Annotated in this window: 19 protein-coding genes; 12 read left to right on the top strand and 7 right to left on the bottom strand. The window is 71.0% G+C overall.

Annotation, left to right across the window (positions count from 1 at the left end; translation table 11 throughout):
- Positions 1 to 31: 31 nt before the first annotated feature.
- Genes ABZZ74_RS20755 through ABZZ74_RS20765 form a run of 3 tightly spaced genes read right to left on the bottom strand, consistent with a single transcriptional unit; the run spans position 32 to position 4,194 of the window.
- Positions 32 to 1,714 (bottom strand): thiamine pyrophosphate-binding protein, encoded by a 1,683-nt coding sequence (locus tag ABZZ74_RS20755; RefSeq protein WP_356766920.1) that lies wholly within the window; start codon positions 1,712 to 1,714, stop codon positions 32 to 34.
- Positions 1,711 to 2,679: an agmatinase gene (gene speB / locus ABZZ74_RS20760; RefSeq protein WP_208782201.1), complete on the bottom strand. Its 969-nt coding sequence runs from the start codon at positions 2,677 to 2,679 to the stop codon at positions 1,711 to 1,713. The genes ABZZ74_RS20755 and speB overlap by 4 nt, the downstream gene beginning before the upstream one ends.
- A 57-nt stretch (positions 2,680 to 2,736) precedes the next feature.
- The gene (locus ABZZ74_RS20765; RefSeq protein ID WP_356766923.1) at positions 2,737 to 4,194 is read right to left on the bottom strand and encodes a sodium:solute symporter; all 1,458 of its coding nucleotides are present in this window, start codon (positions 4,192 to 4,194) and stop codon (positions 2,737 to 2,739) included.
- A gap of 105 nt (positions 4,195 to 4,299) precedes the next feature.
- Between ABZZ74_RS20765 and ABZZ74_RS20770 the strand changes: the two genes are divergently transcribed.
- The gene (locus tag ABZZ74_RS20770) at positions 4,300 to 6,081 is read left to right on the top strand and encodes a helix-turn-helix domain-containing protein (RefSeq protein ID WP_356766925.1); all 1,782 of its coding nucleotides are present in this window, start codon (positions 4,300 to 4,302) and stop codon (positions 6,079 to 6,081) included.
- A 92-nt stretch (positions 6,082 to 6,173) separates the two neighbouring features.
- Positions 6,174 to 6,962, top strand: coding sequence for a phosphatase (locus tag ABZZ74_RS20775; RefSeq protein WP_356766927.1), 789 nt, complete (start codon positions 6,174 to 6,176; stop codon positions 6,960 to 6,962).
- 10 nt (positions 6,963 to 6,972) lie between these two features.
- On the opposite strand, the gene ABZZ74_RS20780 is transcribed toward ABZZ74_RS20775, so the two are convergent.
- The 4 genes from ABZZ74_RS20780 to ABZZ74_RS20795 form a co-directional block, all read right to left on the bottom strand.
- Entirely contained in the window at positions 6,973 to 7,839 is an 867-nt protein-coding gene (locus ABZZ74_RS20780) for an acyl-CoA thioesterase II (protein WP_356766929.1), read from the bottom strand.
- A 35-nt stretch (positions 7,840 to 7,874) separates the two neighbouring features.
- Complete coding sequence (locus tag ABZZ74_RS20785; RefSeq protein ID WP_133040782.1) at positions 7,875 to 9,032, bottom strand: acyl-CoA dehydrogenase family protein; 1,158 nt, start codon at positions 9,030 to 9,032, stop codon at positions 7,875 to 7,877.
- Positions 9,033 to 9,205: 173 nt separating this feature from the next.
- Positions 9,206 to 9,511, bottom strand: a complete 306-nt coding sequence (locus ABZZ74_RS20790) for a hypothetical protein (RefSeq protein ID WP_356766931.1) — start codon at positions 9,509 to 9,511, stop codon at positions 9,206 to 9,208.
- A 115-nt stretch (positions 9,512 to 9,626) separates the two neighbouring features.
- The gene (locus tag ABZZ74_RS20795) at positions 9,627 to 10,223 is read right to left on the bottom strand and encodes a TetR/AcrR family transcriptional regulator (RefSeq protein WP_133040781.1); all 597 of its coding nucleotides are present in this window, start codon (positions 10,221 to 10,223) and stop codon (positions 9,627 to 9,629) included.
- Positions 10,224 to 10,319: 96 nt separating this feature from the next.
- Between ABZZ74_RS20795 and ABZZ74_RS20800 the strand changes: the two genes are divergently transcribed.
- The 10 genes from ABZZ74_RS20800 to ABZZ74_RS20845 all read left to right on the top strand — a co-directional run bounded on the left by ABZZ74_RS20800 (position 10,320) and on the right by ABZZ74_RS20845 (position 23,110).
- Complete coding sequence (locus tag ABZZ74_RS20800) at positions 10,320 to 11,936, top strand: carboxyl transferase domain-containing protein (RefSeq protein WP_356766933.1); 1,617 nt, start codon at positions 10,320 to 10,322, stop codon at positions 11,934 to 11,936.
- A 14-nt stretch (positions 11,937 to 11,950) separates the two neighbouring features.
- The gene (locus tag ABZZ74_RS20805) at positions 11,951 to 13,876 is read left to right on the top strand and encodes a biotin carboxylase N-terminal domain-containing protein (protein WP_356766935.1); all 1,926 of its coding nucleotides are present in this window, start codon (positions 11,951 to 11,953) and stop codon (positions 13,874 to 13,876) included.
- Entirely contained in the window at positions 13,873 to 14,805 is a 933-nt protein-coding gene (locus ABZZ74_RS20810; protein WP_356766937.1) for a hydroxymethylglutaryl-CoA lyase, read from the top strand. Before ABZZ74_RS20805 ends, ABZZ74_RS20810 begins: the two co-directional genes overlap by 4 nt.
- A gap of 8 nt (positions 14,806 to 14,813) precedes the next feature.
- Positions 14,814 to 15,974, top strand: a complete 1,161-nt coding sequence (locus ABZZ74_RS20815) for an acyl-CoA dehydrogenase family protein (RefSeq protein WP_356766939.1) — start codon at positions 14,814 to 14,816, stop codon at positions 15,972 to 15,974.
- A gap of 112 nt (positions 15,975 to 16,086) precedes the next feature.
- On the top strand, positions 16,087 to 17,136 hold the full coding sequence (locus tag ABZZ74_RS20820; protein WP_356766941.1) for an ABC transporter substrate-binding protein: 1,050 nt from the start codon (positions 16,087 to 16,089) through the stop codon (positions 17,134 to 17,136).
- Position 17,137: 1 nt separating this feature from the next.
- Entirely contained in the window at positions 17,138 to 17,971 is an 834-nt protein-coding gene (locus tag ABZZ74_RS20825; protein ID WP_356766943.1) for a siderophore-interacting protein, read from the top strand.
- A gap of 130 nt (positions 17,972 to 18,101) precedes the next feature.
- On the top strand, positions 18,102 to 19,544 hold the full coding sequence (gene desA / locus ABZZ74_RS20830) for a lysine decarboxylase DesA (protein WP_356766945.1): 1,443 nt from the start codon (positions 18,102 to 18,104) through the stop codon (positions 19,542 to 19,544).
- Positions 19,528 to 20,805, top strand: a complete 1,278-nt coding sequence (locus ABZZ74_RS20835) for a SidA/IucD/PvdA family monooxygenase (protein WP_356766947.1) — start codon at positions 19,528 to 19,530, stop codon at positions 20,803 to 20,805. The genes desA and ABZZ74_RS20835 overlap by 17 nt, the downstream gene beginning before the upstream one ends.
- On the top strand, positions 20,802 to 21,344 hold the full coding sequence (locus tag ABZZ74_RS20840) for a GNAT family N-acetyltransferase (protein WP_356766949.1): 543 nt from the start codon (positions 20,802 to 20,804) through the stop codon (positions 21,342 to 21,344). Before ABZZ74_RS20835 ends, ABZZ74_RS20840 begins: the two co-directional genes overlap by 4 nt.
- Positions 21,341 to 23,110 carry an IucA/IucC family siderophore biosynthesis protein gene (locus ABZZ74_RS20845; RefSeq protein ID WP_356766951.1) on the top strand — a complete coding sequence of 590 codons (1,770 nt, stop codon included), beginning with the start codon at positions 21,341 to 21,343 and terminating at the stop codon, positions 23,108 to 23,110. The genes ABZZ74_RS20840 and ABZZ74_RS20845 overlap by 4 nt, the downstream gene beginning before the upstream one ends.
- Positions 23,111 to 23,177 lie beyond the last annotated feature (67 nt).

A 23,177-nucleotide genomic window follows, 5' to 3' on the forward strand; every position in this document is an offset into this window, starting at 1 on the left:
CTATGGGACTTTCTTTACCGTTTCAAGAGACTTACAGATGCGTCGGCGCGAACATCCGCAGCACCGCCGGGAGTACGACCACCGACGGGCCCGGTGACCTGAGGGCCTTCGTCAGGTCGGATTCGAGGGTCTCGGGGGTCGTGCGGATCCCCGGGACGCCGAAGGACTCGGCGAGGGCCACGTAGTCCGGGCGGGTCAGTTCCGTCGCCGTGGCCTCGCCGAAGGCGTCCGTCATGTACTCGCGGAGGATGCCGTAGCCGCCGTCGTCGACGATCAGCCAGGTGACGTTCAGGTCGTACTGGCGGGCGGTCGCCAACTCGGCGACGGAGTACAGGGCTCCGCCGTCACCGGAGACCGCGAGGACCGGGGTCGTCGGGTCCGCGGCCGCCGCGCCCAGGGCCGCCGGGAAGCCGTAGCCGAGGCCGCCGGCACCCTGGGCGGTGTGCATGCGGTTGGGGCCCTTGGCGTCGAACGCCGACCAGGCCCAGTACGCCAGGATCGTCATGTCCCAGAAGGACGGGGAGTCGGCGGGGAGCGCCTCGCGGACCGACGCCAACACGTCCTGCTCCAGGGTGAGTTCCTGGGAGGCGATACGGTCGGCGACCTTGGCCAGGACCGTGCGCACCCGCTCGGGCGCCCCGGCGTCCTCCCTCGGGGACACCGTCTCCAGCAACGCCTGCAACGCGAGGCGCGCGTCCGCGTGGATGCCCAGCGCCGGGTGGTTGGACTCGAGCTTGCCGAGGTCCGCCTCGATCTGGATCAGCCGGCCGCGGGGCTTGAACGTGTGGTAGTTGGAGGAGAGTTCACCGAGGCCGGAGCCGACCACCAGCACGACGTCCGCGTCCTCGAGGAAGTCCGTGGTGTGCCGGTCCTCGATCCAGGACTGGAGGGACAGGGGGTGCTTCCACGGGAAGGCGCCCTTGCCGCCGGGAGTGGTGACGACGGGCGCCTGAAGCGTCTCCGCAAGCTGCCTGAGCTTGCCGGATGCGTCCGCGCGGACCACTCCTCCGCCCGCGATGATCGCCGGGCGGCCGGCCCGGGACAGCAAGTCGGCCGCCACGGCGGTGAGTTCGGGCCGCGGGGGAAGGTCGTCCGGGGTCGCGTCCACCGCCGTGACCACCGGGACGGGCGTCTGGGCCAGCAGCACGTCCTGCGGGATCTCCACCCACACCGGGCCGTGCGGGGCCGTCAGCGCCGACTTCCAGGCCGCCGCGATCGCGGACGGGATCTGGGACTGGGTGCGCACGGTGTGGACGGACTTGACCACGCCCCGGAACGAGGCAGCCTGGTCCGGGAGTTCGTGCAGATAGCCGTGCCGGCCGCCGCCCAGACCGGCGCTGGGGATCTGACTGCTGATCGCCAGCACGGGCGCCGAGGCCGCGGCCGCCTCCTGGAGCGCGGCGAGCGAGGTCAACGCGCCCGGGCCCGTCGACAGCAGCAGCGGGGCCGCCTCGCCGGTGATCCGGCCGTACGCGTCCGCCGCGAACCCCGCGTTGTTCTCCACCCGCAGTCCGATGTACCGCAGGTCGGAGCGGCGCAGCGCGTCGAACATGCCGAGCGCGTGCTGGCCGGGCAGCCCGAAGACGGTCGTCGCGCCGAGCCCCGCCAGCGTCTCCACGACCAGGTCCCCGCCGTTGCGGCCGGGGGGAGGGTTCAGCGCGGCCTCCGTCTGGGCCGGCGTCGGGCGGAGTTCCAGGTCGTGGTCGTGGGTCACTTCGCGCGGGCCTCGGCAATCTGGCGGGTCATGATCGTGGTCAGTTCGTACGCCGTGTGGGACGCGGCCACCGACGTGATCTCCGCGTGATCGTACGCCGGGGCCACCTCGACGACGTCGGCGGAGACCAGGTGGCAGGAGGCCAGACCGCGCAGGATCTCCAACAGCTCGCGGGAGGTCATGCCGCCCGCCTCGGGGGTGCCGGTGCCGGGCGCGTGGGCCGGGTCCAGGCAGTCGATGTCGATGGAGATGTAGAGGGGACGGTCGCCGATGCGCTGCCGCAGCTGGTCGGCCACCTCGTCGGCGCCCCGGCGGTAGACGTCCGCCGAGGTGACGATGCCGAAGCCCATCTTCTCGTCGTCGGTGAGGTCCTGCTTGCCGTAGAGGGGGCCGCGGATGCCGACGTGGGAGAGCGCCGAGGTGTCGAGGATGCCCTCCTCCACCGCCCGGCGGAACGGCGTGCCGTGCGTGTACTCGGCGCCGAAGTACGTGTCCCAGGTGTCGAGATGGGCGTCGAAGTGCAGCAGCGCGACCGGGCCGTGCTTCTTCGCGACCGACCGCAGCAGCGGCAGGGCGATGGTGTGGTCGCCGCCGAGGGTCATCAACCGGGCGCCGGTGCCGAGGAGTTCGTCGGCGGCGGCCTCGATCGTCTCGACGGCCTCGTTGATGTTGAAGGGGTTCACCGCGATGTCCCCGCCGTCCGCGACCTGCGCCAGGGCGAACGGGGACGCGTCCTGCGCCGGGTTGTAGGGCCGCAGCAGCCGGGACGCCTCACGGATCGCGTTGCCGCCGAAGCGGGCGCCCGGCCGGTAGGAGACACCCGAGTCGAACGGCACCCCGACGACGGCGACATCGGTACGGCCGACCTCGTCGAGGCGGGGCAGCCGGGCGAAGGTGGCGGGCCCGGCGTACCGCGGGATCCGGGAGGAGTCGACGGGGCCGCGGGGCGTCTCGTTGCTGCTCATGGGGTATTGCCTTCTTTCCTACGCTTCATCGCGTATGTACTGCTTCGGTGTACGACTCTACTGGGCGGCCGGAACCCGCTCGGACGCGAGTTCGGGGGCGCCGCGGCCGGCCAGCCGCTCGCGCCAGGTGGCCAGCACGGTCTCGTCGGTGGGCCTGGTCGCCAGGGACACGACGACGTAGGCCACCAGGGAGGACAGCAGGCCGTAGTAGACGGGTTCGTTGGCGAGGATGCCGTAGCCGGCCATCAGGCCGATGACCGCGAGACCTCCGACGATCACGGAGGCGAGGGCGCCGTGCACGGTGCCGCGCTTCCACAGCAGCCCACCGAGGATGGGGACGAGGAGTCCACCGACGAGCAGGTTGTACGCGACCGTCAGCGCCTCGACGACGTTGTTCAGGGCGATCGCCGTGCCGATCACCCCGAGGCCCATGATCAGGATGAACGCCCGGTTGCCCCGCACCTCGTCGTGGTCGCCCGACCTGGCCTTCCCGCGGATCCGCGACCAGATGTCGTTGTTGGCCACGGTCGCGCAGGCGATCAGGGCGCCGGAGGAGGTGGACATCACGGCGGCGAGCGCGGCGGCCAGCACCAGTCCCCGTACGCCGACGGGGAGTTCGTCCTTGACGATGGTCGCGAAGGCGTCGTCCGGGCTGCCGAGGTTCGGGTACAGCACCTTGGCCGCCGTACCGATGACCGCGCCGGCGAGGGCGTAGGCGAGGCAGTACGTGCCGGCGACCGTGCCGCCCCACTTGGCCGTGCGGTCGCCGCGGGCGGTGAAGACGCGCTGCCAGATGTCCTGGCCGATGAGCATGCCGAAGGTGTAGATCAGCACGTACGTGAAGATCGTCTCGCCGCCGATGCCCAGCGGGTCGAAGTACGAGGTCGGCAGCTTGGCCTTCATCTCGCCGAAGCCGCCCGCCTTGACGACCGCGATCGGCAGCAGCAGGAGCAGCACGCCGATGGTCTTCACCACGAACTGCACCATGTCCGTCAGGGTGATCGACCACATGCCGCCGAGCGTCGAGTACGCGACGACGATCGAGCCGCCGAGGACGATCGCGAGGGTGCGGTTCATGTCGAACAGGACGTCGAAGATGGTGGCGTAGGCGATGGTCGAGGTGACGGCGAGCATGAGGGTGTACGCCCACATGACGACGCCGGAGATCACGCCCGCACGGCCGCCGTACCTGAGGTCCAGCATCTCGGAGACGGTGTAGACCTTCAGCCGGGCGATGCGGGCGGAGAAGAAGACGGAGAGGGCGAGCAGGCCGAGGCCGATGGTGAAGACCATCCAGGCGCCGGAGAGGCCGTACTGGTAGCCGAGGCCGACGCCGCCGATGGTGGACGCGCCGCCGAGGACGATCGCGGCCATGGTGCCGGAGTACATCGCCGGGCCCAGACGGCGTCCGGCGACCAGGAAGTCACTCTTGGAGCGGGCGCGGCGCATGCCCCACCAGCCCATGGCCAGCATGCCGGCCAGGTAGACGACGATCACGGTGTAGTCGACGGCCACGGCAGCCTCCTTCGCGGGGTTTCCTCGACAGTAGGTGGCCGGAAAGCGACTGCGAAGTGTACGTTTCATCCACTTGGGCGGTACGAGGTGGAGGGTACGCACACCATGCCGGATCCCGTGGTTCCCCCGACTCCCCCGGTGCCCCTCGCGTCCCTGCTGGCCCGTGAGGACCTGGCCCTGCGGCAGATCGCGGGGCCGTCCGATCCGGACATCGTGATCCACTGGGCGCACACCTCGGAGATGGCGGACCCGTATCCGTATCTGCTGGGCGGGGAGCTGCTGCTGACAGCCGGGGTCCATGTGCCGGAGGCCGCCGGTACCGGCACGTACTTCGACGACTACGTGTCGCGGATCGTCGCGGCGGGCGGCGCGGCCCTCGGGTTCGGCCTGGCTCCCGTGCACGACACCGTGCCGCGGGCGCTGGTGGCGGCCTGTGAGGCGTACGGGCTGCCGCTCGTCGAGGTGCCGCCGCGGACCACGTTCTCCGGGATCGCCCGCGCGGTCTGGCAGCTCATGGCGCAGGCGCGGCTCGCCGAACTCCGCCGGGTCACGGAGGCCCAGCAGAGCCTGGCCGCGGCCGCGTCCCGCCCGGATCCGGTGCGGTCGGTCCTGCGTCAGCTGGCCCAGCGGGTGGGGGGCCGGGCGGTGCTGTACGGGCCGGAGGGCGCGGAGGTCGCGGCGGCGGGGCGCCCGCTGCCGGACGTCGTCCTGGATGCCCTGACGGAACTCACCCAGGTCGTCCACCCCACCGGCCCGGGGACCCCGACCTCCGCCACCGACTCCTCCGCCGGCACCCACCTCGCCGCGTACGCCCTCGGCGCCGGCCGGGGCTTCGCGCTCGGGGTCGCCTCCCCCACCCGCGAACCCGGCGACCACACGATCGCCTCGGTCGCGGCCGTCCTGCTCTCCCTCCTCACCGACGAACACCAGAGCGGCTCCGGAACGGCCCGCTCCTCGGCCCTCGTACGCCTGCTCCTGGGAGCCGCGCCCGAGGAGGTGGCCCCTCTGCTCGGCGACGACCGCGGGACGTCACGCTGGCTGATCGTCCACGCCACACCCACCACACACGCACCCGGCGCGACGGCCCTCGGGGGCGAGACAGCGGGCCCCCGCCCGGCAGTCTCCTCGGACCGGGCGGCAGATCCCCGCCCGACAGTCTCCTCCGACCGGGCGGCAGGCCCGCGCCCGGCGGTCTCCTCCGACCGGCAGAACGCCCCCGGTACGAGGCTCCCCTCCGCCGAACGGCCCGGCGCCCGCCCCACGACCCCCTCCGGCCAGCGGACCAACCCCCAGCCCAAGCCCCCCTCCGACGAGCGGGCCCCCTCCCGGCCGTCGCCGCTGGATCGGCCCTCCCCGCCTGCGGGCTCCGCGATCGCCCCGGACCCCATGGCCGCCTCCGCCCTGGGGGCCGCTCTCGGGTCGTCCCTGGTCGATCTCGGGGAGGGGGTCGTGCGGGTTCTCGTCCCCGGGGGGCGGGAGGTCGTGGCTCAGGACGGGTGGGTGCTGGGGGTCAGTGGGGTCGTGGGGCCGGAGGCGTGGGGGGTGGCCGACGCGCAGGCGGCTCGGGCGCTGGCGCGGGCGCGGGCGAGGCGGGTTCCGTTGGTCCGGCACGGTGCGCGGGCGGGGCTCGCGGACCTGGTGCCGGCGGACGAGGCCGCCGTACACGCGCGTGTGCTGCTCGCGCCGATCGCCGAGCCGCCCGCGCTCACCGAGACGCTGCGCACCTGGCTGTCCCTGCACGGCAGTTGGGACCGTACGGCGGTCGCCCTGTCCGTGCACCGCAACACCGTGCGGCAGCGGATCGCCCGGTGCGCGGCGCTGCTCGGCACGGACCTGGACGACCCCGACGTACGCATGGAGCTGTGGTTCGCGCTGCGGCGGCAATAGGCAGGACCTACCAGGCGGATGAGTACGTGACCCACGTCCCAGCGTGCGGGACACCAGGGACCGGCGCGGGCGGCTGCCTCACAATGGGACACATGCCGATACCCGGGACTCCCAGCCGCGCCGAGCTCGTCGACCACCTCGTCCGGACCCGTATCGCGGGCGACGTCGCGACGCCCCGCGAGAACAATCTCAGCCACTACCGCAGGCTGGCGAACGGCGACCGCCACTACTGGCTCGGTCTGGAACTCGGCGACCGCTGGAGCGACGAGCAGGACGTGCTCGCGGTGATGGCGGAGCGGGTCGGCGTGAACGACGACCCCGAGTACCGGTACGGCCAGGACACCATCGATCCCGAGCTGACGGTGGCCGCGCTGGAGCGGCTGGCGGGTCGGCTGCGCAAGGCGGCCGAGGGGCAGCAGCGGGTGCTGTTCGCCACCGGCCACCCGGGCGGCCTGCTCGATGTGCACCGCGCCACGGCGGACGCCCTGCGCAGCGCCGGCTGCGAGATCGTCGTCATCCCGGAGGGACTGCAGACGGACGAGGGGTACGTCATGCAGTTCGCGGACGTGGCGATGCTGGAGCACGGCGCCTCGCTGTGGCACACGCACTCGCCGGAGCCGATGAAGGCGATCCTCACGGCGCTGGAGCGGGAGGGCCGCCCGCTGCCCGACCTGGTGGTCGCCGACCACGGCTGGGCGGGGTACGCCGGACAGCACGGGGTCGACTCGGTCGGCTACGCCGACTGCAACGACCCCGCCCTCTTCCTCGGCGAGTCGGAGGGAACCCTGCAGGTCACGGTCCCCCTCGACGACCACGTGGTCAGCCCCCGGCACTACGACCCGATGACCGCGTTCCTGCTGGCGGAGGCGGGCCTGGCCTGACGGTCCGCCGTCAGCGGGGGACCCGGACCACGCCCTCCTGGATCACCGAGATCGCCAGCCGCCCGTCCTGCGTGTAGATGCGGGCCTGCCCGAGGCCACGGCCGCCGTACGACGAGGACGACTCCTGGTCGTACAGAAGCCACTCGTCGGCGCGGAACGGGCGGTGGAACCACATGGCGTGGTCCAGGGAGGCGCCCACCACGTCACCCACCGCCCAGCCGCCGCGGCCGTGCGCGAGCAGGACCGAGTCGAGCAGGGTCATGTCGGAGACGTAGGTGGCGAGGACGACATGGAGGAGCGGGTCGTCGTCGAGCTTGCCGTTGGTGCGGAACCAGACCTGGGAGTGCGGCTCACGCGGCTCGCCGTACTTCCCGTACGGCGGCTCCTCGACGTAGCGCAGGTCGATGGCCTGCCGGGCCTGCAGGAACTTCTCCACGACGCCCGGGTCGAGGTGGTCGTAGCCGCGCAGCCGCTCCTGCGAGGTGGGCAGGGTGACCGGGTCGGGCGCGGGCGGCATCGGGGCCTGGTGGTCGAGGCCGTCCTCGTAGGTCTGGAAGGACGCCGACAGGGAGAAGATCGGCCGGCCGTGCTGGACCGCGACCACCCGGCGGGTGGTGAAGGAGCGGCCGTCGCGGATGCGCTCCACGGTGTAGACGATGGGCGCGCCCGGGTCGCCGGGCCGCAGGAAGTACGCGTGCAGGGAGTGGGCGTGCCGGTCCGTGGGGACCGTGCGGCCGCACGCGACCAGCGCCTGGGCGGCGACCTGTCCGCCGAAGACGCGCGGGACGACGGCGGACCGGGACTGGCCGCGGAAGATGTCCTCCTCGATCTGCTCGAGGTCGAGCAGATCGAGGAGGTCCTGGAGTGCCTCGTTCATGGCACCTTTTCTACGGGCCGGTAATTGCGGGGGCCTTACAGGCCCATGTCCTTCGCGATGATCGTCTTCATGATCTCGCTGGTACCGCCGTAGATGCGGTTGACGCGGTTGTCCGCGTACAGGCGGGCGATCGGGTACTCGTTCATGAAGCCGTAGCCGCCGTGCAGCTGGAGGCAGCGGTCGATGACGCGGTGCGCGACCTCGGTGCAGAACAGCTTGGCGCTGGCGGCCTCGGCCGGGGTGAGCTCACCGGCGTCGAGGGCCTCGAGCGCGCGGTCGGCGACCGCCTCGGCGGCGTCCACCTCGGCCTGGCAGGCGGCCAGTTCGAACTTGGTGTTCTGGAAGGAGGCGACCGGCTTGCCGAAGACGGTGCGCTCCTGGACGTACTGCTTGGCGAACCGGACGGCGGCCTTGGCCTGCGCGTAGGCGCCGAAGGCGATGCCCCAGCGCTCGGAGGCGAGGTTGTGGCCGAGGTAGTAGAAGCCCTTGTTCTCCTCGCCGAGCAGGTCCTCGACGGGGACCTTGACGTCGACGAAGGCCAGCTCGGCGGTGTCGGAGGTCTTCAGGCCGAGCTTGTCGAGCTTGCGGCCGACGGAGTAGCCCTCGGACTTGGTGTCGACGGCGAACAGGGAGATGCCGAAGCGGCGGTCCTCGGCGGTGGGCGCCGAGGTGCGGGCGCAGACGATGACGCGGTCGGCGTGCACGCCACCGGTGATGAAGGTCTTGGCGCCGTTGAGGACGTAGTGCGTGCCGTCCTCGGACAGCTTGGCGGTGGTCTTCATGCCCGCGAGGTCGGAGCCGGTGCCCGGCTCGGTCATCGCCAGCGCCCACATCTCCTCGCCGGTGACGAACTTCGGCAGGTAGCGCTTCTTCTGCTCGTCGGTGGCGAGCATCTTGATGTACGGCAGGCCGAGCAGCACGTGCACGCCGGAGCCACCGAACTGGACGCCCGCGCGCGCGGTCTCCTCGTACATCACGGCCTCGAACTTGTACGAGTCGATGCCGGCGCCGCCGTACTCCTCGTCGACGCGGATGCCGAAGACGCCGAGCTCGGCGAGCTTGTAGTAGAAGTCGCGCGGCGCCTGGCCGGCCGCGAACCACTCGTCGTAGACCGGGACGACCTCGGCCTCGATGAAGGCCCGGAGGGTCTCCCGGAACGCCTCGTGATCCTCGTTGAACACCGTACGGCGCACCGCCGCCACCGCCCTTCTCCGCGCCTGAACCGGCGCCGCTCTCGCGTACCTGGTTGCTCGCCGTCGGGGTTGCTCCCTTGATGGTTGCGGTCCGATGGCTAAGCGCTTGCTCAGAAGATTACGGTACCGGCGAGTACGTTCACCCGTCCAGAGGAGTCGGACCGTAACGCTCGTCACGCTGTCGCAGAGGAACGGAGGCGGCGGAGCAGGGCGCCGAGGAAGGCGGCGTTCGCGAGGGCGGAGACGGCGATCACCGCCACGTAGGCCACACCGAAGGCCCAGCCGTCCACACCGTCCGGGGTCAGCAGGAGTACCAGGCTCTCCGGCGCGGTCAGGAGCACGGGCACGACGGCGGACATCGAGGCGTCCGCGTGGGACACGAACAGGGTGTCGACGCCGACGAAGACCAGCGTGACGGCCACGACGGCCAGGTAGGTCCGCGAGATCCAGTTGTCCAGGGAGGGGCGGAGCAGGTCCATGGAAGAGCCCTTCGCAGTCAGGGTCGGTGAGGCGACGCCTTCACGATCACCCGCCGACGGCCCGCCCGGCATGAGTACGACGACTCATCCGCCCCTGGGGACACGGACGCACCCGTCACTGCGTACCGGCCGCCGCGAACGCCCCCCTCGCCATCCGGTGCAGCAGCTGCGCGGTCGCGCCCCGGCCCGGCAGTGAACCCGGGCGGCCCAGGTGCGGGGTGGAGTTGAGCAGCCCGAAGACCGAGTGCACGGCCGAGCGGGCGGCCGGTTCCGCGAGCCCCGGGTAGACCTCGCGCAGCACCTCCACCCACAGCTCCACGTACTGCCGCTGGAGCTGGCGCACCAGCTTGCGGTCGCTGTCCCGGAGGCGGTCCAGCTCGCGGTCGTGCAGGGTGATCAGGGGGCGGTCGTCGAGCGCGAAGTCGATGTGCCCCTCGATGAGCGAGTCGAGGACCGCCTCCGAGGCCACCCCGTCGGCCTCCTGCAGCCGCCGTTTCGCCCCCGTCAGGAGCTGCCCGCTGATGCCGACCAGCAACTCGGCGAGCATCGCGTCCTTGCCCGCGAAGTGACGGTAGAGACCGGGGCCGCTGATGCCGACGGCGGCGCCTATCTCGTCGACCCCGACCCCGTGGAAACCACGCTCGGCGAACAGCCGCGCGGCCTCCTTGAGGATCTGCTCGCGGCGGGTGGGGGCGTCGGTTCTGGTGGCCATGGAGGCAATTCTAGACAGGGAGGTTAGCGGTCGTTAACCTGGAGGAGATGGTTAACGCTCATTAACAGGCGATCACTGGGTGAGGGGACCGCAAGGATGCACGAGGCACCGGAGCTCCACAGCGCGGCCGACCCCGCGTCGGAGGCCTGGCGGGCCAACGAGGAGGCGCACCGGGCGCTCGCCGAGGAGCTGCGCGGCAAGCTGGCCGCGGCCCGGCTCGGCGGCGGCGAGAAGGCGCGGGCGCGGCACACCGCGCGCGGCAAGCTGCTGCCGCGCGACCGGGTGGACACGCTCCTCGACCCGGGGTCGCCGTTCCTGGAGCTGGCTCCCCTGGCCGCCGACGGGATGTACGAGGGGGCGGCCCCGGCGGCCGGTGTGATCGCGGGGATCGGGCGGGTGAGCGGGCGCGAGTGCGTGATCGTCGCCAATGACGCCACCGTCAAGGGCGGCACGTACTACCCGATGACGGTGAAGAAGCACCTGCGTGCCCAGGAGGTGGCCCTGGAGAACCGGCTGCCGTGCCTCTACCTGGTCGACTCGGGGGGTGCCTTCCTGCCGATGCAGGACGAGGTGTTCCCGGACCGTGAGCACTTCGGACGGATCTTCTACAACCAGGCGCGGATGTCCGGCGCCGGGATCCCGCAGATCGCCGCGGTCCTCGGCTCGTGCACGGCGGGCGGGGCGTACGTCCCGGCGATGAGCGACGAGGCCGTGATCGTGCGCAACCAGGGCACCATCTTCCTGGGCGGCCCGCCTCTGGTGAAGGCGGCCACCGGCGAGGTCGTCACGGCCGAGGAGCTGGGCGGCGGCGAGGTCCACTCCCGGGTCTCCGGTGTGACGGACCACCTGGCCGAGGACGACGCGCACGCGCTGCGCATCGTCCGGAACATCGTCTCGACGCTCCCCGCGCGCGGACCCCTGCCCTGGGAGGTCGTGCCGTCCGTCGAGCCCAAGGTCGACCCCTACGGCCTCTACGGCGCCGTGCCCGTCGACCCCCGCACCCCCTACGACGTCCGCGAGATCATCGCGCGCGTGGTCGACGGCTCGCGGTTCGCGGAGTTCAAGGCGGAGTTCGGGCAGACCCTGGTGACCGGCTTCGCCCGCATCCACGGTCACCCGGTCGGCATCGTCGCCAACAACGGCATCCTGTTCTCCGAGTCCGCCCAGAAGGGCGCCCACTTCATCGAGCTGTGCGACCAGCGCGGCATCCCGCTGCTGTTCCTGCAGAACATCTCCGGCTTCATGGTCGGCAAGGACTACGAGGCGGGCGGCATCGCCAAGCACGGCGCCAAGATGGTGACGGCGGTGGCCTGCACGCGCGTGCCCAAGCTGACGGTCGTCGTCGGCGGCTCGTACGGCGCGGGCAACTACTCGATGTGCGGCCGGGCCTACTCCCCCCGCTTCCTGTGGATGTGGCCCGGCGCCAAGATCTCCGTCATGGGCGGCGAGCAGGCCTCCTCCGTCCTCGCAACGGTCAAGCGGGACCAGTTGGAGGCGCGCGGCGAGGAATGGCCCGCGGAGGAGGAAGAGGCGTTCAGGGCGCCGATCCGCCAGCAGTACGAGCGCCAGGGCAACGCCTACTACGCCACCGCCCGCCTCTGGGACGACGGCGTGATCGACCCGCTGGAGACCCGGCAGGTGCTGGGCCTTGCGCTGACCGCCTGTGCCAACGCGCCCCTGGGTGACCCCCAGTTCGGCGTCTTCCGGATGTGACGGGGAGGGAACCCATGTTCGACACAGTGCTGGTGGCCAACCGGGGCGAGATCGCCGTCCGGGTGATCCGGACGCTCCGCTCGCTGGGCGTGCGCTCGGTGGCCGTCTTCTCCGACGCGGACGCCGACGCACGGCACGTCCGGGAGGCCGACACGGCGGTACGGCTCGGCCCGGCACCGGCCGCCGAGAGCTATCTGTCCATCGAGAGGCTCCTTGAGGCCGCCGCCCGCAGCGGCGCCCAGGCGGTCCACCCGGGATACGGCTTCCTCGCGGAGAACGCGGCCTTCGCGCGCGCGTGCGCCGACGCGGGGCTGGTCTTCATCGGACCGCCCGCCGAGGCCATCGCCCTCATGGGCGACAAGATCCGCGCCAAGGAGACCGTGCGGGCGGCCGGGGTGCCGGTCGTCCCCGGCGGACGCGACCCCGAACTGGCCGAGGCGGCCCGCGCGTTGGGTGCGCCCGTGCTGCTCAAGCCGTCGGCCGGCGGTGGCGGCAAGGGCATGCGGCTGGTGCGGGACCTCGCCGTCCTGGACGAGGAGATCGCCGCCGCCCGCCGGGAGGCCCGTACCTCCTTCGGCGACGACACGCTGCTCGTGGAGCGGTGGGTGGACCGGCCCCGGCACATCGAGATCCAGGTGCTGGCGGACGGCCACGGGAACGTCGTCCACCTCGGCGAGCGCGAGTGTTCGCTGCAGCGCCGCCACCAGAAGGTCGTCGAGGAGGCGCCGAGTGTGCTGCTCGACGAGGAGACCCGGGCCGCGATGGGTGAGGCGGCCGTGCAGGCGGCCCGCTCCTGCGGTTACCGGGGCGCGGGCACGGTGGAGTTCATCGTGCCGGGCGGCGACCCCTCCTCGTACTACTTCATGGAGATGAACACCCGGCTCCAGGTGGAGCACCCGGTCACCGAGCTGGTCACGGGCCTGGATCTGGTGGAGTGGCAGCTGCGGGTGGCGGCGGGTGAGCGACTGGCCTTCGGGCAGGACGACATCACGCTGACCGGGCACGCGATCGAGGCCCGCGTGTGTGCCGAGGACCCGGCGCGCAGCTTCCTCCCCACCGGCGGCACGGTGTTGAAGCTGGCCGAGCCGAAGGGTGACGGGGTCCGTACCGACTCCGGGCTCAGCGAGGGCACGGAGGTCGGCTCGCTGTACGACCCGATGCTCTCCAAGGTGATCGCGTACGGCCCGGACCGCGCGACCGCCTTGCGCAAGCTGCGGGCCGCCCTCGCCGGGACGGTCACGCTGGGCGTGCAGACCAACGCGGGGTTCGTGCGGCGGCTGCTCGCGCATCCGGCGGTGGTGGCGGGCGAGCTGGACACCGGGCTGGTGGAGCGCGTGGTGGACGACCTGGTCTCCACGGAGGTGCCGGAGGAGGTGTACGAGGCCGCGGCAGCCGTACGTCTTCAGGCGCTGAGGCCGCGCGGTGAGGGCTGGACGGACCCCTTCTCGGTGCCGAGCGGCTGGCGGCTGGGCGGTGTGCCCAAGCCGCTCGCCTTCCACCTGCGGGTCCAGGACCCCGTCGCGTACGTGCCGCGCGGCGCCCACACCGTCACCGACGACACCGTCTCCGTGACCCTCGACGGCGTCCGGCACACCTTCCACCGGGCCGGCGAGTGGATCGGCCGGGACGGCGACGCGTGGCAGGTGCGGGACCACGACCCCGTGGCCGCGTCCCTCACACACGCGGCGCACGCGGGCGCCGACTCGCTGACCGCGCCGATGCCGGGGACGGTCACGGTCGTGAAGGTGGCCGTCGGGGACGAGGTGAGCGCCGGTCAGAGCCTGCTGGTGGTGGAGGCGATGAAGATGGAGCACGTCATCTCCGCCCCGCACGCCGGCACGGTCGCCGAACTGGACGTCACGCCGGGCACGACGGTCGCCATGGACCAGGTGCTCGCGGTCATCACCCCGCTGGAGAACTCGGCAGAGGAGGCGAAGTGACGCTCCCCATGGTCGTACCGGCCCAGGACCTGCCCCCGCGGGTGCGGATCCACGAGGTCGGCGCGCGGGACGGGCTGCAGAACGAGAAGTCGACGGTGCCGACCGAGGTGAAGGCGGAGTTCGTGCGCCGCCTGGCCGACGCGGGGCTGACGACGATCGAGGCGACCAGCTTCGTGCACCCCAAGTGGGTGCCCCAACTCGCGGACGCGGAGCAGCTGTTCCCGCGGATCTCGGACCTGCCCGTGGATCTGCCGGTGCTCGTGCCGAACGAGCGCGGCCTGGACCGCGCCCTCGCGCTCGGCGCCCGCCGGGTCGCCGTCTTCGCCAGCGCCACCGAGTCCTTCGCCAAGGCCAACCTCAACCGCACGGTGGACGAGGCGCTGGCGATGTTCGAGCCGGTGGTGGGGCGGGCGAAGGCCGAGGGCGGGCACGTCCGCGGCTATCTCTCCATGTGCTTCGGCGACCCGTGGGAGGGGGCGGTGCCGGTCGCCCAGGTCGTACGGGTGTGCCGGGCACTGGTCGACATGGGGTGCGACGAGCTGAGCCTCGGCGACACGATCGGCGTGGCGACCCCGGGGCATGTGTCGGCCCTGCTGACCGAGCTGAACGAGGCCGGCGTGCCCAGCGCCTCCCTCGGCGTGCACTTCCACGACACCTACGGCCAGGCCCTCGCCAACACCCTGGCCGCGCTGCGGCACGGCGTCACCACCGTCGACGCCTCCGCCGGCGGGCTCGGCGGCTGCCCGTTCGCCAAGTCCGCCACCGGCAACCTCGCCACCGAAGACCTCGTGTGGATGCTTCAAGGTCTCGGCATCGACACCGGAGTCGACCTCGGCCGCCTCGTCGCCACCAGCGTGTGGATGGCCGACCACCTGGGCCGACCCAGCCCGTCCCGCACCGTCCGAGCCCTCTCCCACCAGGAGCAGTGATCACAGCCATGGACTACCGACTCTCCCCCGAGCTGGAGGAACTCCGGCGCACTGTCGAGGAGTTCGCGCACGAGGTGGTGGCGCCCAAGATCGGCGACTTCTACGAGCGGCACGAGTTCCCGTACGAGATCGTCCGTGAGATGGGCCGCATGGGCCTGTTCGGGCTGCCGTTCCCGGAGGAGTACGGCGGCATGGGCGGTGACTATCTGGCGCTGGGCGTGGCGCTGGAGGAGCTGGCCCGTGTCGACTCCTCCGTCGCCATCACGCTGGAGGCCGGTGTCTCCCTGGGCGCGATGCCGCTGCATCTGTTCGGCACCGAGGAGCAGAAGCGGATCTGGCTGCCCCGGCTGTGCTCCGGCGAGATCCTGGGCGCCTTCGGCCTGACCGAGCCGGACGGCGGCTCGGACGCGGGGGCGACGCGCACGACGGCCCGGCTGGACGCGGAGACGGACGAGTGGGTGATCAACGGCACCAAGTGCTTCATCACCAACTCCGGCACGGACATCACCGGGTTGGTCACTGTCACCGCGGTCACCGGCCGCAAGCCGGACGGCAAGCCGCTCATCTCCTCGATCATCGTCCCCTCCGGCACCCCGGGCTTCACGGTCGCGGCGCCGTACTCGAAGGTCGGCTGGAACGCGTCCGACACCCGTGAGCTGTCCTTCCAGGACGTCCGGGTGCCCGCTGCCAACCTGCTGGGCGAACAGGGCCGCGGTTACGCCCAGTTCCTGCGCATCCTGGACGAGGGCCGGATCGCGATCGCGGCCCTCGGCACCGGGCTCGCGCAGGGGTGCGTGGACGAGTCGGTGAAGTACGCCAAGGAACGGCATGCGTTCGGGCGGCCGATCGGCGCCAATCAGGCGATCCAGTTCAAGATCGCCGACATGGAGATGAAGGCCCACACGGCCCGCCTCGCCTGGCGTGACGCGGCCGCCCGTCTGGTCTCCGGCGCGCCCTTCAAGAAGGAGGCGGCGCTGGCGAAGCTGTACTCCTCCACGGTCGCCGTGGACAACGCCCGTGACGCGACCCAGATCCACGGCGGCTACGGCTTCATGAACGAGTACCCGGTGGCCCGTATGTGGCGCGACTCCAAGATCCTCGAGATCGGCGAGGGCACCAGCGAGGTCCAGCGGATGCTGATCGCACGGGAGTTGGGGCTCGCGGGGTAGCGGCGGGCCGGGAGACGGGGCCGACCGCCCTCTGGACATCAGCTGAGGTTAGGCTAACCTCACTTAGACGTGTCCGGCGGGCGCTCCGCCCCGTTCGAAAGCAGCCATACCCATGCCTTTTGCCCGTGCCACCCATCCGACCCGACGCGGCATCCTGGCCGCGGGCGGCGCCCTCGGCCTCGGGGCCGCGCTCGCCGCCTGCGGGGACGACAAGGCGAAAAGCAGTGGCTCCGGCGACGGGACGGCCGCCGCCGAGACCGGCCCCTGGTCCTTCAAGGACGACCGCGGCGAGACCGCGAAGGCCGACAAGGTCCCCTCGGCCATCGTGGCGTTCGTCGGCGTCGCCGCCGCGCTGCACGACTACGGCATCCAGGCCAAGGGCGTCTTCGGCCCGACGACGACCAAGGACGGCAAGGCCGACGTCCAGGCCGGCGACATGGACGTCAGCAAGGTCACCGTGCTGGGCAACGAGTGGGGCCAGTTCAACATCGAGAAGTACGCGGCCCTCCAGCCCGACGTCCTGATCTCCACGATGTTCGACGACGCCGGCACGCTCTGGTACGTCCCGGACGAGTCCAAGAAGAAGATCCTCGCCCTCGGCGCGCCCAGCGTCGGCATCTCCGTCTACGACCGCCAGCTGACCGAGCCGCTCCAGCGGATGCTCGCGCTCGCCAAGTCCCTCGGCGCGGACACCACGTCCAGCAAGGTGACCGGGGCGAAGAAGCGGTTCGAGGACGCGGCGGCCCGGCTGCGCGCGGCCGCCAAGGCCAAGCCCGGCATCAAGGTGATGGCCGGTTCCGCGAGCCAGGACCTCTTCTACGTCTCCGGCTCCAACCTCTCCATCGACCTGGAGTACTTCAAGGCCCTCGGCGTGGACTTCGTCGAGCCCTCGGAGAAGGCCAAGGCGAAGGGCGGCGGCTGGTACGAGTCGCTGAGCTGGGAGAACGTCGACAAGTACCCGGCGGACATCATCATGATGGACAACCGGACCTCCGCCATCCAGCCCGCCGACATCACCGAGGCGACCTGGAAGAAGCTCCCCGCCGTGAAGGCCGGCCAGGTCATCGCCCGCAACCCCGAGCCGATCCTGTCCTACGACAAGTGCGTGCCGTTGCTCACGAGCCTCGCCGAGGCCATCGAGAAGGCGAAGAAGGTCAGCTGACATGACTACGGCCGTGGCCGCCCCGTTCCGTTTCTTCCCGCTGCAGGTCGTACGGACGAGGCGGCTCGGCCCGTCCCTGGTCCGGGTCACCTTCGCCGGGGACGACCTACGGCACTTCCTCTCCGAGGGACGCGACCAGTCGCTGTCCCTCTTCCTCCCCCACCCCGGGCAGAGCGAGCCCTCCGTGCCCTACGAGCTGGGCGAAGGCTGGTGGCCGGCGTGGCGTGAACTCCCCGACGACGTACGGGCGGTGATGCGCTCGTACACCCTGCGGAGCCTGCGCCGCGACCCCGACGAGATCGACGTCGACTTCGTGCTGCACACCCCGGCCGGCCCCGCGTCCGCCTGGGCCGCGCGCGCCGCCGCCGGTGACCGGGTCGTGCTGCTCGGCCCGGCGGTCGCGGACAACCGCGCGATCCGCTTCCGCCCGCCCGAGGACACCGACCTGACGCTGATCTGGGGCGACGAGACCGCCCTGCCCGCCGTGTCGGCGATCCTCGAGTCCCTGCCGGCCGGCGCCCGCGCCCGCGTCTGGCTGGAGGTGCGCGACGCCGGGAACATCCAGGACCTGGCGACCGAGGCGGACGCGGAGATCACCTGGCTGGTCCAGGACACGGACGGCGTCGAGGGGTCCCCCATGGCCCTCGACGCCCTGCGCGCCGCCCGACTCCCCGCTGCCGAAAGGCCGTACGTCTGGATCGCGGGCGAGTCGGGCTGCGTGAAGCGGCTGCGCCGGCACTTCGTCGGGGAGCGCGGGATCGACCGGCGGCGCGTCACCTTCGTCGGTTACTGGCGCCAGGGCCTGAGCGAGGAGCAGCTGCGCGAGCAGGAGTGACGGCGGTCACGAGAGGGGCAGGATTAGGCGGAGTGAACTTAGGTTAGGCTAACCTAAGTTCGACCTTGAAGCCGCTGACTTCGCCCCTCACCCACCCCCGCACGGACCGTCCGCACCGGAGGACCCCCACATGCGCTCGCACCTGCTCAATGACCTGACCGCGGAGCACTACCGCCGCTCCGTGACCGAAGGAGTCGAGCGGGTGGCGGCCAAACTCGCCACCACCGACCGTCCGTTCACCGGTGTCACCGTCGACGCCCTCGCCCCCCGGATCGACGCCATCGACCTGGACCGGCCGCTGGGTGACGCCGGCCTGGTCCTGGACGAACTGGAGGACGTCTACCTCCGCGACGCGGTGTACTTCCACCACCCCCGCTACCTCGCCCACCTCAACTGCCCGGTCGTGATCCCGGCCGTGCTCGGCGAGGCCGTCCTGTCGGCCGTCAACTCCTCCCTCGACACCTGGGACCAGTCGGCCGGCGGCACCCTCATCGAACGCAGGCTCATCGACTGGACGGCCGAACGCATCGGCCTCGGCACGGCAGCCGACGGAGTGTTCACCTCCGGCGGCACCCAGTCCAACCTCCAGGCGCTGCTGCTCGCCCGGGAGGAGGCCAAGAGCGACAGCCTCGCCAAGTTGCGTATCTTCGCCTCCGAGGTCAGCCACTTCAGCGTGAAGAAGTCCGCGAAACTGCTCGGCCTCGGCCAGGAGTCCGTGGTCTCGGTCCCCGTCGACCACGACAAGCGCATGCAGACCGTCGCCCTCGCCCACGAACTGGAGCGCTGCCGCCGCGACGGCCTCGTCCCCATGGCCGTCGTCGCCACCGCCGGCACCACCGACTTCGGCTCCATCGACCCGCTGCCCGAGATCGCCGAGCTGTGCGCCCAGTACGGCACCTGGCTCCACGTCGACGCGGCCTACGGCTGCGGACTGCTCGCCTCCCTGAAGTACCGGGACCGCCTCGCCGGCATCGAGCGCGCCGACTCGGTCACCGTCGACTACCACAAGTCCTTCTTCCAGCCGGTGAGTTCCTCCGCCGTGCTGGTCCGGGACGCCTCGACCCTGCGCCACGCCACCTACCACGCGGAGTACCTCAACCCCCGCCGGATGGTGCAGGAACGCATCCCCAACCAGGTCGACAAGTCCCTGCAGACCACCCGCCGCTTCGACGCGCTCAAGCTGTGGATGACCCTGAGGGTCATGGGCGCCGACGGCATCGGCGAACTCTTCGACGAGGTGTGCGACCTGGCGGAGGAGGGCTGGCGGCGCCTCGCGGCCGACCCCCGCTTCGACGTGGTCGTCCGCCCGAGCCTGTCCACGCTGGTCTTCCGCTACATCCCCGCCGCCGTCACCGACCCCGCCGAGATCGACCGGGCCAACCTCCACGCCCGCAAGGCCCTGTTCGCCTCCGGGGAGGCGGTGGTCGCGGGCACCAAGGTGGGCGGCCGCCACTACCTGAAGTTCACCCTGCTCAACCCCGAGACACAGGCGTCCGACATCGCCGCCGTCCTCGACCTGATCGCCGGCCACGCCGAGCAGTACCTGGGAGAGTCCCTTGACCGCGCTTGCTGAACCCGCCCCGCGCACCCACGACTTCGTGGGCATCGGGCTCGGCCCCTTCAACCTGGGCCTGGCCTGTCTGACCGAGCCCATCGCCGAACTCGACGGCGTCTTCCTGGAGTCGAAGCCCGACTTCGAGTGGCACGCGGGCATGTTCCTGGACGGCGCCCACCTGCAGACCCCGTTCATGTCGGACCTGGTCACCCTCGCCGACCCGACCTCCCCGTACTCCTTCCTCAACTACCTCAAGGAGAAGGGGCGGCTGTACTCGTTCTACATCCGCGAGAACTTCTACCCGCTGCGCGTCGAGTACGACGACTACTGCCGCTGGGCGGCGAGCAAGCTGAGCAGCGTCCGCTTCGACACGACGGTGAGCGAGGTGACGTACGAGGACGGCCACTACCTCGTGCGCACGGAGGCCGGCGACACGTTCCGGGCCCGCCATCTGGTTCTGGGGACCGGCACCTCACCGCACCACCCGGAGGCCGTGCACGGTCTGGGCGGCGACTTCATCCACAACTCCCGCTACGTCCAGCACAGAAGCGAGCTGGTGAAGAAGGAGTCCATCACCATCGTGGGCTCCGGGCAGTCCGCCGCCGAGATCTACCAGGACCTGCTGAGCGAGATCGACGTCCACGGCTACCGGCTGAACTGGGTGACGCGCTCCCCGCGCTTCTTCCCCCTCGAATACACCAAGCTCACGCTGGAGATGACCTCCCCGGAGTACGTCGACTACTACCGCCGACTGCCGGAGGCCACCCGCTACCGACTCACCGACCAGCAGAAAGGCCTGTTCAAGGGCATCGACGGCGACCTGATCAACGAGATCTTCGACCTGCTGTACCAGAAGAACCTCGCCGGCCCGGTCCCCACCCGCCTGCTCACCAACTCCGCTCTGACCGGCGCCCGTTGGGACGACGGCACCTACACCCTCGCCTTCCGTCAGCAGGAGCAGGAGAAGGACTTCGAGATCGAGTCCCAGGGCCTGGTCCTGGCGACCGGTTACCGCTACATCGAGCCGGAGTTCCTGGCCCCGGTCAGGGACCGCCTGCGCTACGACTCCCACGGCAACTTCGACGTCGCCCGCAACTACGCCATCGACGTCACGGGCCGCGGTGTCTTCCTGCAGAACGCCGCCGTCCACACCCACAGCATCACCAGCCCCGACCTGGGCATGGGCGCCTACCGCAACAGCTACATCATCCGTGAGCTGCTCGGCACCGAGTACTACCCGGTGGAGAAGACGATCGCGTTCCAGGAGTTCGCCGCATGACCACCGACACAGCCGCCTTCACCTTCCGCCCCCTCGACCCCCTGAAGGACGCCGAACTCCTCCACTCCTGGGTCACCCACCCCAAGGCGGCCTTCTGGATGATGCAGGAGGCGACCCTGGTCGACGTCGAGCGCGCCTACATGGACATCGCGGCCGACGAGCACCACCACGCGCTGCTCGGCCTGGACCGGGACGGTGAGCCGGCCTTCCTGATGGAGAAGTACGACCCCGCCCACCGCGAGCTCGTCGGACTGTACGAGCCGTTGCCCGGGGACATCGGCATGCACTTCCTCACCCCGCCGACCGACACGCCCGTGCACGGCTTCACCCGTGCCGTCATCACCGCCGTCATGGCGCACCTCTTCGAGGACCCGGCGGTGGACCGTGTCGTCGTCGAGCCCGACGTCTCCAACACCGCCGTCCACGCGCTCAACGCGGCCGTCGGGTTCGTGCCGGAGCGGGAGATACAGAAGCCGGAGAAGAAGGCACTGCTGAGCTTCTGCACCCGGGAGCAGTTCGAGAAGGCGGTACTCGTATGACCCTCGCCGACGCCGTCGCCCATCTCACCCCCGAGCGCTGGGACAAGGCCAACCGTCTCCTGCTGCGCAAGGCGCTCGCCGAGTTCGCGCACGAGCGGCTGATCACGCCGGAGCGGGACGGGGACGCGTACGTCGTCCGCAGCGACGACGGCCTCACCCGCTACCGCTTCACCGCCACCCGCCGCGCCCTCGACCACTGGCAGGTCGACGCCGGCTCCATCACCCGGCACCGCGAGGGCAGTGAACTCCCGCTCGCCGCACTGGACTTCTTCATCGAGCTGAAGGACTCCCTCGGCCTGAGCGACGAGATCCTGCCGGTCTACCTCGAGGAGATCTCCTCCACCCTCTCCGGCACCTGCTACAAGCTCAGCAAACCGCAGATCCCGGTCGCCGAGCTGGCCCGGTCCGGCTTCCAGGCGATCGAGACCGGGATGACCGAGGGCCACCCCTGCTTCGTCGCCAACAACGGCCGGCTCGGCTTCGGCGTCCACGAGTACCTGTCGTACGCGCCCGAGACGTCGAGCCCCGTCCGGCTCGTCTGGCTGGCGGCCCACCGGTCGCGTGCCGCCTTCACGGCGGGCGTCGGGATCGAGTACGAGTCCTTCGTGCGGGACGAGCTGGGCGCGGCGACCGTCGAGCGCTTCGAGGGCGTCCTGCGTGACCAGGGCCTCGACCCGGCGGACTATCTGCTCATCCCCGTGCACCCCTGGCAGTGGTGGAACAAGCTCACCGTCACCTTCGCCGCCGAGGTCGCCCGCCGCCACCTGGTGTGCCTCGGCGAGGGCGAGGACGAGTACCTGGCCCAGCAGTCCATCCGGACCTTCTTCAACACCTCCCACCCCGACAAGCACTATGTGAAGACCGCCCTGTCGGTCCTCAACATGGGCTTCATGCGCGGTCTTTCGGCCGCGTACATGGAGGCGACCCCGGCCATCAACGACTGGCTGGCCCAGCTGATCGAGGGCGACCCGGTGCTCAAGGCGACCGGACTGAGCGTCATCCGCGAGCGGGCCGCCGTGGGCTACCGGCATCTGGAGTACGAGAAGGCGACCGACCGCTACTCGCCGTACCGCAAGATGCTCGCGGCGCTGTGGCGGGAGAGCCCGGTGACCTCCCTCCGGGACGGCGAGTCACTCGCGACCATGGCCGCCCTCGTCCACGTCGACCACGAGGGCGCCTCTTTCGCGGGCGCGCTGATCGAGCGCTCGGGTCTCGCGCCGACGGAGTGGCTGCGGCGCTATCTGCGGGCGTACTACACCCCGCTGCTGCACAGCTTCTTCGCCTACGACCTGGTCTACATGCCGCACGGCGAGAACGTGATCCTCGTCCTGAAGGACGGTGTCGTGCAGCGCGCGGTCTACAAGGACATAGCCGAGGAGATCGCCGTGATGGACCCGGACGCGGTGCTGCCGCCGACGGTCGAGCGGCTGCGGGTCGACGTCCCCGAGGACAAGAAACTCCTGTCCGTCTTCACGGACGTCTTCGACTGCTTCTTCCGCTTCCTCGCGGCCGGCCTGGCCACCGAGGGGATCCTGGAGGAGGACGACTTCTGGCGGACGGTCGCGGAGGTCACCCGCGAGTACCAGGAGTCGGTGCCGGAACTCGCCGAGAAGTTCGAGCGGTACGACCTGTTCGCCCCCGAGTTCGCCCTGTCCTGCCTCAACCGGCTCCAGCTGCGTGACAACCGGCAGATGGTGGACCTGGCCGACCCCTCCGGCGCGCTCCAGCTCGTCGGCAACCTGAAGAACCCGATCGCCGGGTTCTGACCGGGAACGGACGGGCACCCCGGAGTACGGTCCTCCGGGGTGCCCGTTCAGCCCATGGCCCTGGTGA

The sequence above is a fragment of the Streptomyces sp. NPDC006476 genome, from assembly GCF_040612015.1.
In the GTDB taxonomy this organism is placed as follows: domain Bacteria; phylum Actinomycetota; class Actinomycetes; order Streptomycetales; family Streptomycetaceae; genus Streptomyces; species Streptomyces griseorubiginosus_B.

Bases quoted from the DNA above. Each gene is read 5' to 3' on its own strand.
- ABZZ74_RS20845 (WP_356766951.1), top strand. From the start codon at position 21,341: ATGACCCTCGCCGACGCCGTCGCCCATCTCACCCCCGAGCGCTGGGAC.
- ABZZ74_RS20805 (WP_356766935.1), top strand. From the start codon at position 11,951: ATGTTCGACACAGTGCTGGTGGCCAACCGGGGCGAGATCGCCGTCCGG.
- ABZZ74_RS20775 (WP_356766927.1), top strand. From the start codon at position 6,174: ATGCCGATACCCGGGACTCCCAGCCGCGCCGAGCTCGTCGACCACCTC.
- ABZZ74_RS20815 (WP_356766939.1), top strand. From the start codon at position 14,814: ATGGACTACCGACTCTCCCCCGAGCTGGAGGAACTCCGGCGCACTGTC.
- ABZZ74_RS20820 (WP_356766941.1), top strand. From the start codon at position 16,087: ATGCCTTTTGCCCGTGCCACCCATCCGACCCGACGCGGCATCCTGGCC.
- ABZZ74_RS20800 (WP_356766933.1), top strand. From the start codon at position 10,320: ATGCACGAGGCACCGGAGCTCCACAGCGCGGCCGACCCCGCGTCGGAG.
- ABZZ74_RS20825 (WP_356766943.1), top strand. From the start codon at position 17,138: ATGACTACGGCCGTGGCCGCCCCGTTCCGTTTCTTCCCGCTGCAGGTC.
- ABZZ74_RS20795 (WP_133040781.1), bottom strand. From the start codon at position 10,223: ATGGCCACCAGAACCGACGCCCCCACCCGCCGCGAGCAGATCCTCAAG.
- speB (WP_208782201.1), bottom strand. From the start codon at position 2,679: ATGAGCAGCAACGAGACGCCCCGCGGCCCCGTCGACTCCTCCCGGATC.
- ABZZ74_RS20840 (WP_356766949.1), top strand. From the start codon at position 20,802: ATGACCACCGACACAGCCGCCTTCACCTTCCGCCCCCTCGACCCCCTG.
- desA (WP_356766945.1), top strand. From the start codon at position 18,102: ATGCGCTCGCACCTGCTCAATGACCTGACCGCGGAGCACTACCGCCGC.
- ABZZ74_RS20780 (WP_356766929.1), bottom strand. From the start codon at position 7,839: ATGAACGAGGCACTCCAGGACCTCCTCGATCTGCTCGACCTCGAGCAG.
- ABZZ74_RS20770 (WP_356766925.1), top strand. From the start codon at position 4,300: ATGCCGGATCCCGTGGTTCCCCCGACTCCCCCGGTGCCCCTCGCGTCC.
- ABZZ74_RS20790 (WP_356766931.1), bottom strand. From the start codon at position 9,511: ATGGACCTGCTCCGCCCCTCCCTGGACAACTGGATCTCGCGGACCTAC.